The 7,281-nt window shown below is 62.4% G+C and carries 6 protein-coding genes; 3 read left to right on the plus strand and 3 right to left on the minus strand.

What is annotated here, in order from left to right:
* Nucleotides 1–204 precede the first annotated feature (204 nt).
* Complete coding sequence (gene rluB / locus J4D52_RS30300) at nt 205–1,422, plus strand: 23S rRNA pseudouridine(2605) synthase RluB (RefSeq protein WP_063428965.1); 1,218 nt, start codon at nt 205–207, stop codon at nt 1,420–1,422.
* Between the two features lie 215 nt (nt 1,423–1,637).
* Here the strand turns inward: rluB and J4D52_RS30305 are convergent, their stop codons facing one another.
* Nucleotides 1,638–2,597, minus strand: a complete 960-nt coding sequence (locus J4D52_RS30305) for a leucyl aminopeptidase (protein WP_053277926.1) — start codon at nt 2,595–2,597, stop codon at nt 1,638–1,640.
* A 70-nt stretch (nt 2,598–2,667) separates the two neighbouring features.
* Nucleotides 2,668–2,805, minus strand: a complete 138-nt coding sequence (locus tag J4D52_RS30310; RefSeq protein WP_007930088.1) for a hypothetical protein — start codon at nt 2,803–2,805, stop codon at nt 2,668–2,670.
* A gap of 1,041 nt (nt 2,806–3,846) precedes the next feature.
* Between J4D52_RS30310 and J4D52_RS30315 the strand changes: the two genes are divergently transcribed.
* Complete coding sequence (locus tag J4D52_RS30315) at nt 3,847–5,268, plus strand: amino acid permease (RefSeq protein WP_009047665.1); 1,422 nt, start codon at nt 3,847–3,849, stop codon at nt 5,266–5,268.
* Between the two features lie 104 nt (nt 5,269–5,372).
* Complete coding sequence (gene arfB / locus J4D52_RS30320) at nt 5,373–5,786, plus strand: alternative ribosome rescue aminoacyl-tRNA hydrolase ArfB (protein WP_007930091.1); 414 nt, start codon at nt 5,373–5,375, stop codon at nt 5,784–5,786.
* 22 nt (nt 5,787–5,808) lie between these two features.
* On the opposite strand, the gene J4D52_RS30325 is transcribed toward arfB, so the two are convergent.
* Entirely contained in the window at nt 5,809–7,008 is a 1,200-nt protein-coding gene (locus tag J4D52_RS30325; protein ID WP_063428967.1) for an MFS transporter, read from the minus strand.
* Between the last annotated feature and the right edge of the window lie 273 nt (nt 7,009–7,281).

Here is a 7,281-nt window from a genome sequence, read left to right on the forward strand (position 1 = left end):
TCCTACATCGCTTGCCCAAGTGTCCGCGCTGCCACCGGCCAGCGGAAAAACCGGTAGGCCGCCACTTATCAGCTAGTCTCTGATGCGCAACCGACGCCATGAGCGTATGATTCGCGACCCTTTGGCGATCCCTTCGCCACAAGACCTGTTTTTACTACCCTTCAGGCCGCTCAAGCCTGAATCGACACACCGGGAGGTGCCCAGATGAGTGAACATGACCAGCAAGACCACCAGGAAATCGGCCCAGCAGGCGAAAAGCTGCAGAAAGTCCTCGCCCGTATCGGCGTCGGCTCGCGCCGCGACGTGGAGTCCTGGATCAGCCAGGGCCGGATCAAGGTCAATGGCAAAGAGGCCACCCTTGGTCTGCGCGTTGACTTGCATGACGCCATCTCCATCGATGGCAAGGTGATCAAGCGCGAAGAAGCGTCCGAATCGGTCCGCCGCGTGATCATGTACAACAAACCCGACGGCGAGATCTGCACCCGTGACGATCCGGAAGGCCGTCCGACCGTGTTCGACAAGCTGCCGCGCCCACGGGAAGGCCGCTGGATCAATATCGGTCGCCTCGACATCAACACCACCGGCCTGCTGATGTTCACCACCGACGGTGAGCTGGCCAACCGCCTGATGCACCCGTCCTACGAGATGGACCGGGAGTACGCGGTACGTGTGCGTGGCGAAGTCGACGACGAGATGATCGAGCGCCTGAAAGCCGGCGTGATGCTCGAAGACGGCCCGGCCAAGTTCACCGACATACAGCAAGCACCCGGTGGCGAAGGTTTCAACCACTGGTACCACTGCGTGGTGATGGAAGGCCGCAATCGTGAAGTACGTCGCCTGTGGGAGTCCCAGGGCCTGGTGGTCAGCCGCCTGAAGCGCGTGCGTTTCGGTCCGGTGTTCCTCAACTCCGACCTGCCGATGGGCCGCTGGCGCGAAATGAGCCAGTACGAAGTGGACGTCCTCAGCGCCGAGGTTGGCTTGACGCCGGTGGCGATGCCGCAGCTCAACGCCAAGAGCAAGGACAAGCTGGAGCGCATGCAGCGCAAATCCTCGCGCCCGGTGGGCAAGAGCGAGCGCGTGCGTACCCTGCGTCCGGCCCATGGTGCGCCTGCCGCCGGTGCCCCGCGCCCGTCGCGCGAGCCGCAGATCGAAGGCGAGCGTCCAGGCCGCAAACCTGCGCCACGCCAGGATGGCGAGCGCGCTCCACGTGCGCCGCGTCCGGTTGCCGGCCGTGGTGAATCGGGCCGCGGTACGCCAGTGGCGGATCGTCCGAGCGACACCAAGCGCCCGGCCAAGCCAGCGCCGAAGTCCAAGCGTCCGGGCATCGTCCTGGTCGACAAGGATGCGCCGTCGGGCAAGCGCCGTGGCGCCCCGGCCGGTTCCGGCCAGCGCCCGGGTTTCGGTCGCCGCAAGCCTGAGTGAGGCAGCCTTGAGCTGCAAGCTGTAGGCAACAAGAAAAAACGCCAACCTCAGGGTTGGCGTTTTTTTTTGCCTCTATGTAGCCGCTGGCGAAGCCTGCGATCGGGCTGGGCGGCATTCCGACGCAGCGGCCGTAAGAACCGTCAACAGAATATTCGCGCTCCGGCATCTTGCGACTGCTACGCAGTCGATCGCAGGCTGCGCCAGCGGCTACTGGCTCAGAACACGAACCTGCCATCGAACACCGGCTTGTCGTCCAGCGCCAGCACTCCGCTGGCAAAGATCAGGTCCAGGTGGTGGCTGCCCTTGGCGCCGCCGCCCAGCCCCAGGTGCAGGCCACAATGGCGCTCCTCGAATCCCGAGTTGCGCGCGTAGAGGTCTTTCACCCCTTCGTTGGTGCCGATGCCCAGTTCCTCGATGCGCCGGTTGGACGGGTTGGCATCCAGGTACTTGTTGAAGTCATCCGCCAGCCCTGGCACGTCGGTGGCGATGCGGCTGATGGTGGAGTTCTCGATCCACAGTTCCAGCGGCGATTGCAGCACGCCGTACTTGCGCGCGAAGGGGATAGTGCCGAGGAAGGTGCCGACGAATTTCACCCGGCCATTGATGGCCTCGCTGTGGCTGGCGATTTCTCCGGGGGCCAGGTCGTAGTTGCCCACGCCGTTGATGTTGGTCCACTTCTTGATGCTGTCCAGCGGCGCTTCGAAGTACGAACCGTGGTCGTCGCGAAAGCTCAGGGTGGTGGCCTCGGACATATGCTGGATCAGGGTTGCGTTGAGCTCGGCGATGCGTTGCGGCTCGACGCTGAAGGTGTCGTAGAAGTAGTCGCCGTAGTCCTTGAACAGCAGCGACTTCTTCCAGTTCTCGGCCATCACGCCCTGCAGCGCCTGGATGAACTCTGGGCCTTGCGGGCGGGGTGGCGAGAGGGTGGAGGAGTCGTAGAAGAAGATATACAGATCGCAGTCGGCGATGGCCTGGGTCAGCACCGAGGTGGGCTCGAGGTCGAGGCGCAGGGCGGTGAAGCGGAAGGGCTCACCGGCCTGTTCGATGATGGCGGCGCTGGTGGCGGTGTATTCGGCGGTGTGGCCGATCAGGACCCTGGCGCTCTGGCGGTCGGCCAGGGCCGGATGGTGTTCGAGGTAGTAAAGGAAATGCCGGATGGCAGCGGTGTTGTCCATGGATCCTCCCTGACGGACAGCGAGTGGAGGCAGGGGCGACCGCCGGGCCGCTCCTGCCGGATGGCCGCTTTTACAAAGGCCACATCGCTGTGCCGAACGGTACTACCGCGTCGGCCTGCATCATTTCCACCGCGGCCTCGTGGGTCGCTGCTTCAAACCAATCGTCCAGTTGCAGTTCAGTGTCCAAGTCTTTTTCCAGTGCTTGCATCGTGAATCTCCTAGATGACTTTTCGGATAAAAGCAGTCGGTGAGACGGCCCGGGTGTTCTACGGGGGAGTGCGTGAAAACCCTGGCTGCTCAACGTGGCCGCTCGGCTTGCCGGGGGTGTGGTCCGACAAGTGGCTGGAAACCTAGTCCAGGGTTTTTTGAAATGCAAAAAAATAATTGAATTATTTTTATTGAACTTTTTTTTCTGTTTTTGCGCTGGAAAATTATCAAGAAAAAACAAAAAGCTGAGCGAGCAGACAGATAAAAAACCGCTGGCCGTCAATTTGCAGTCGCTGCGGATGCCGATCTGAAGTGGAAAAAATACGTTCCGCCTTGTAAAGAAATGCTTACGAAAAATCCGCTATCGAGTCATGGAATCGAGCCTCATCCGGCGCTGTAAGAAAAACCTTCCGGCGCTGCCTGGATATTGCCCGCCGCCGGGCTCCAAGCCGCTTGTTCCGCGGTCTCAAGGCAGGTGTGATGCAGCCCATGCCTGTGTGCAGGTGCATAACAAGAAGGAGGCGCAATGAACGCCGTGGCTCACCTCAACCGATTCCCTCCGAAGGGCGATTGCTGTCGTACCTTCGTCGACGACCCCGATGGGTCTGTCCCGAACCTTGCCGCCGATGCCAAGCATCGAGCAGGCCCCGTGCGATTCCGGCACCCGACGCGCTGATAAGCCGCGTCTGGCGGCAGGGAGTCAGGGGTGTACAATGCGCGGCGTTTTAACTGTGACCCAACTGCGTATCCGCGCATTTTGCGCCCCAACGACTGGTTTCAACGCATGACGAGCCCAGGCTCGAATGCTCGAAACACGCTCCCAGGGCCAATAATCTCAAGGCTATCCGCCTTGTTCACTCCGCCGCGTCACAAGCGTGGTGGGTTCGATTTCGTCACAGATAAAAACAAACAGGTGACGCATGACTGTTAAACAAAGGCTGAACTCCTGGTGCCTGCGCTGGGGTTTGATCCGCGCTGCTTAAGCCTGCTGTCGGCTGCAACGTCTATCGAACATCATCAAACCTTGCGTGAGACCCTTTTCATGAGTGGACAAAACCCGCATTCAGGCGAGCTGAAACGCGGCCTGAAAAATCGCCATATTCAACTGATCGCCCTGGGCGGCGCGATCGGTACCGGATTGTTCCTGGGCTCCGCCGGCGTGCTCAAGTCCGCCGGCCCGTCGATGATCCTCGGCTACGCCATCTGCGGCTTCATCGCCTTCATGATCATGCGCCAGCTCGGCGAGATGATCGTCGAAGAGCCGGTGGCCGGTTCCTTCAGCCATTTCGCGCACAAGTACTGGGGTGGTTTCGCCGGTTTCCTCTCGGGCTGGAACTGCTGGATTCTGTACATCCTGGTGGGTATGTCGGAGCTGACCGCGGTCGGCAAGTACGTGCACTACTGGTGGCCGGACGTGCCGACCTGGGCCTCGGCCGCAGCGTTTTTCGTGCTGATCAACCTGATCAACCTGGCCAACGTCAAAGTCTTCGGTGAAGCCGAGTTCTGGTTCGCGATCATCAAGGTGGTGGCCATCGTCGGCATGATCGCCTTGGGCAGCTACCTGCTGGTCAGCGGTCACGGCGGCCCGCAGGCTTCGGTGAGCAACCTGTGGGAACACGGCGGATTCTTCCCCAATGGCGTCAGCGGCCTGGTGATGGCCATGGCGATCATCATGTTCTCTTTCGGTGGCCTGGAGATGCTCGGGTTTACCGCGGCCGAGGCCGACAAGCCGAAGACCGTGATTCCCAAGGCCATCAACCAGGTGATCTACCGCATCCTGATTTTCTACATCGGTGCCCTGGTCGTGCTGTTGTCCCTGACCCCATGGAACAGCCTGCTGGAGACCCTGAATGCCTCCGGCGATGCCTACAGCGGCAGCCCGTTCGTCCAGGTGTTCTCGATGCTGGGTAGCGACACCGCGGCGCACATCCTCAACTTCGTGGTCCTGACCGCGGCGCTGTCGGTGTACAACAGCGGCACCTACTGCAACAGCCGGATGCTGCTGGGCATGGCCGAGCAGGGCGACGCGCCGAAAGTCTTGGCGAAGATCGACAAGCGCGGCGTGCCGGTGATGTCGATCCTGGCCTCGGCGGTGGTGACCTTCGTCGCCGTGGTGCTCAACTACCTGATCCCGCAGCACGCCCTGGAGCTGCTGATGTCGCTGGTGGTCGCGACCCTGGTGATCAACTGGGCGATGATCAGCTACTCGCACTTCAAGTTCCGCCAGCACATGAACCGCACGAAACAATCGCCGCTGTTCAAGGCGCTGTGGTACCCCTACGGCAACTACATCTGCCTGGCGTTCGTGGTGTTCATCCTCGGCATCATGCTGATGATTCCGGGCATCCAGATCTCGGTGTACGCGATTCCGGTCTGGGTCGCCTTCATGTGGGTCTGCTACGGCATCAAGAACAAGCGCAGCGCGCAGCACAATCTGCAGGCGGCCAATGCTTCGTTGAAGTGAGGTCCGCGCGGTAACGAGAAACCCGGCTTCGGCCGGGTTTTTTGTGGGCGCTGCAAATCCCCAGGCGCGGTATCCTGAACGCCCTGAAAGCGGATTCCTTTTCCATGCTGGTGATTTCCAACAACGTGCATCTGCCGGATGCCGAGATCGAGTTGACCGCCATTCGCGCGCAAGGCGCGGGTGGGCAGAACGTCAACAAGGTTTCCAGCGCGGTGCACCTGCGCTTCGACATTCCGGCCTCGTCCCTGCCGCCGTTCTACAAGGAGCGGCTGCTGGCGCTGCGCGACAGTCGGATTACCAGCGACGGGGTGATCGTCATCAAGGCCCAGCAATACCGGACCCAGGAACAGAATCGCGCCGATGCCCTGGAGCGCCTGGTGGAGTTGATCCTCGGCGCCATCAAGGTGGAGAAGAAGCGCCGGCCGACCAAGCCGACCCTGGGCTCGAAGACCCGGCGCCTGGAGTCCAAGAGCAAGCGCGGCAATATCAAGGCCGGCCGCGGCAAGGTCGACTACTAGGCTCTGTACGACAAGTGCGGACCTAGCGCTCGCCGCGTTCCTCGCGATACTTCGGTGCCTGGCGGTACAGGTAGAGGCTCAGCAGCAAACCGCTGCAGGCGGCGAGGGCGGCGAACAGGAAGATCGAGGCAAAACCGAAACCGGCGGCGATCGCCCCGGCCAGCGGTCCGGTGATCCCCAGCGACAGGTCGATGAACAGCGAATAGGCGCCCACCGCCGCGCCACGGCTGGAGGCGGGGACCAGATTGACCGCTTCCACCCCCAACGCCGGGAATACCAGGGAGAAGCCGAAGCCGCTCAACGCCGCGCCGGCCAGGGCCCAATGGGCATCCGGCGCCAGCCACAACAGCAGCAGGCCCAGGGTTTCCACCGACAGGCAGGCGATCGCCACGCGAAAGCCGCCGAGGCGGTTGATCAGGTTGCCGAACAGCAGGCGCGCGCCGATAAAGCTGGCGCCGAACAGGCTCAGGCACAGCACCGCGTTGGACCAGTTCTGGGTGGCGTAATACAGGGTGATGAAGGTGGCGATGGTGCCAAAACCGATCGAGCCCAGGGCCAGGCCACAGCCGTGGGGAAACACCCGGCCCAGGACATGGATGAACGGCAGGCGCTCACCGGCGACGATCGGCGCCGCCAGTTTCGGCCAGGCCAGCGCCAGGCCGAGGAGCGCCAGCAGGATGATGCTCACGCCCATGCTCCACAGCCCCAGGCGATCCACCAGCAACACCCCCAGCGGCGCGCCGACGGCCAGCGCGCCATAGCTGGCGATACCGTTCCAGGAAATCACCTTGGCGGTGTTCTGCGCACCGACGCGGCCGATGCCCCAGCCGATGGAACCCGAGCCCACCAGGCTCTCGGCGCTGCCCAGCACCAGGCGCCCGATCAGCAGGCTGGCCAGGCTCAGCACCGGCAAGCTGCTCAGCCACGCCGACAGCAGCATGAACACACCGCTCAGGCCGCAGCCGGCCAGGCCGTACATCACCGCGCGCTTGCTGCCCAGGTTGTCGATGATCTTCCCGGCATAGGGGCGGCTGAGCAGGGTGGCCAGGTATTGCACGCTGATCACCAGTCCGGCGATCACCGCGCCGAAGCCCAGTTCGCTGTGCACGTAGCCCGGCAGCACGGCCAAGGGAATGCCGATGTTCAGGTAGCCGATAAAGGTGAAAAGGACGATGGAGACGACTTGCAGCGTGACCGCCAAGGGGCGCTGGGTATCTGGCATGGGAAAGGTCCACGGGCGCGGCAGAAATAGATAGGCTGCTTATGATACCGAGGGTTGAAACGATTCAGGTGGAGAAATCGATGGGCTGGCGCAAGTTTTTTGCGCGTCGCGGGTTCAGGCCTGGGTGGGGGCCAGCAATTGGGTGGTGACCAGGGCGGCCAGGGCGTTTTCCTGGGTGCCGAAGCGCGCCAGCAGGGCGGCCTGTTTTTCCGGCGTCAGGCGGTTCCAGATCTCGATCATCTTTTCGGCGGTGCCGATCAGCACGCTGGCTTG

This window comes from Pseudomonas sp. GW460-12-10-14-TSB1, from assembly GCF_017349775.1.
In the GTDB taxonomy this organism is placed as follows: Bacteria; Pseudomonadota; Gammaproteobacteria; order Pseudomonadales; family Pseudomonadaceae; genus Aquipseudomonas; species Aquipseudomonas piscium.

Bases quoted from the DNA above. Each gene is read 5' to 3' on its own strand.
- rluB (WP_063428965.1), top strand. From the start codon at position 205: ATGAGTGAACATGACCAGCAAGACCACCAGGAAATCGGCCCAGCAGGC.
- J4D52_RS30305 (WP_053277926.1), bottom strand. From the start codon at position 2,597: ATGGACAACACCGCTGCCATCCGGCATTTCCTTTACTACCTCGAACAC.
- J4D52_RS30310 (WP_007930088.1), bottom strand. From the start codon at position 2,805: ATGCAAGCACTGGAAAAAGACTTGGACACTGAACTGCAACTGGACGAT.
- J4D52_RS30315 (WP_009047665.1), top strand. From the start codon at position 3,847: ATGAGTGGACAAAACCCGCATTCAGGCGAGCTGAAACGCGGCCTGAAA.
- arfB (WP_007930091.1), top strand. From the start codon at position 5,373: ATGCTGGTGATTTCCAACAACGTGCATCTGCCGGATGCCGAGATCGAG.
- J4D52_RS30325 (WP_063428967.1), bottom strand. From the start codon at position 7,008: ATGCCAGATACCCAGCGCCCCTTGGCGGTCACGCTGCAAGTCGTCTCC.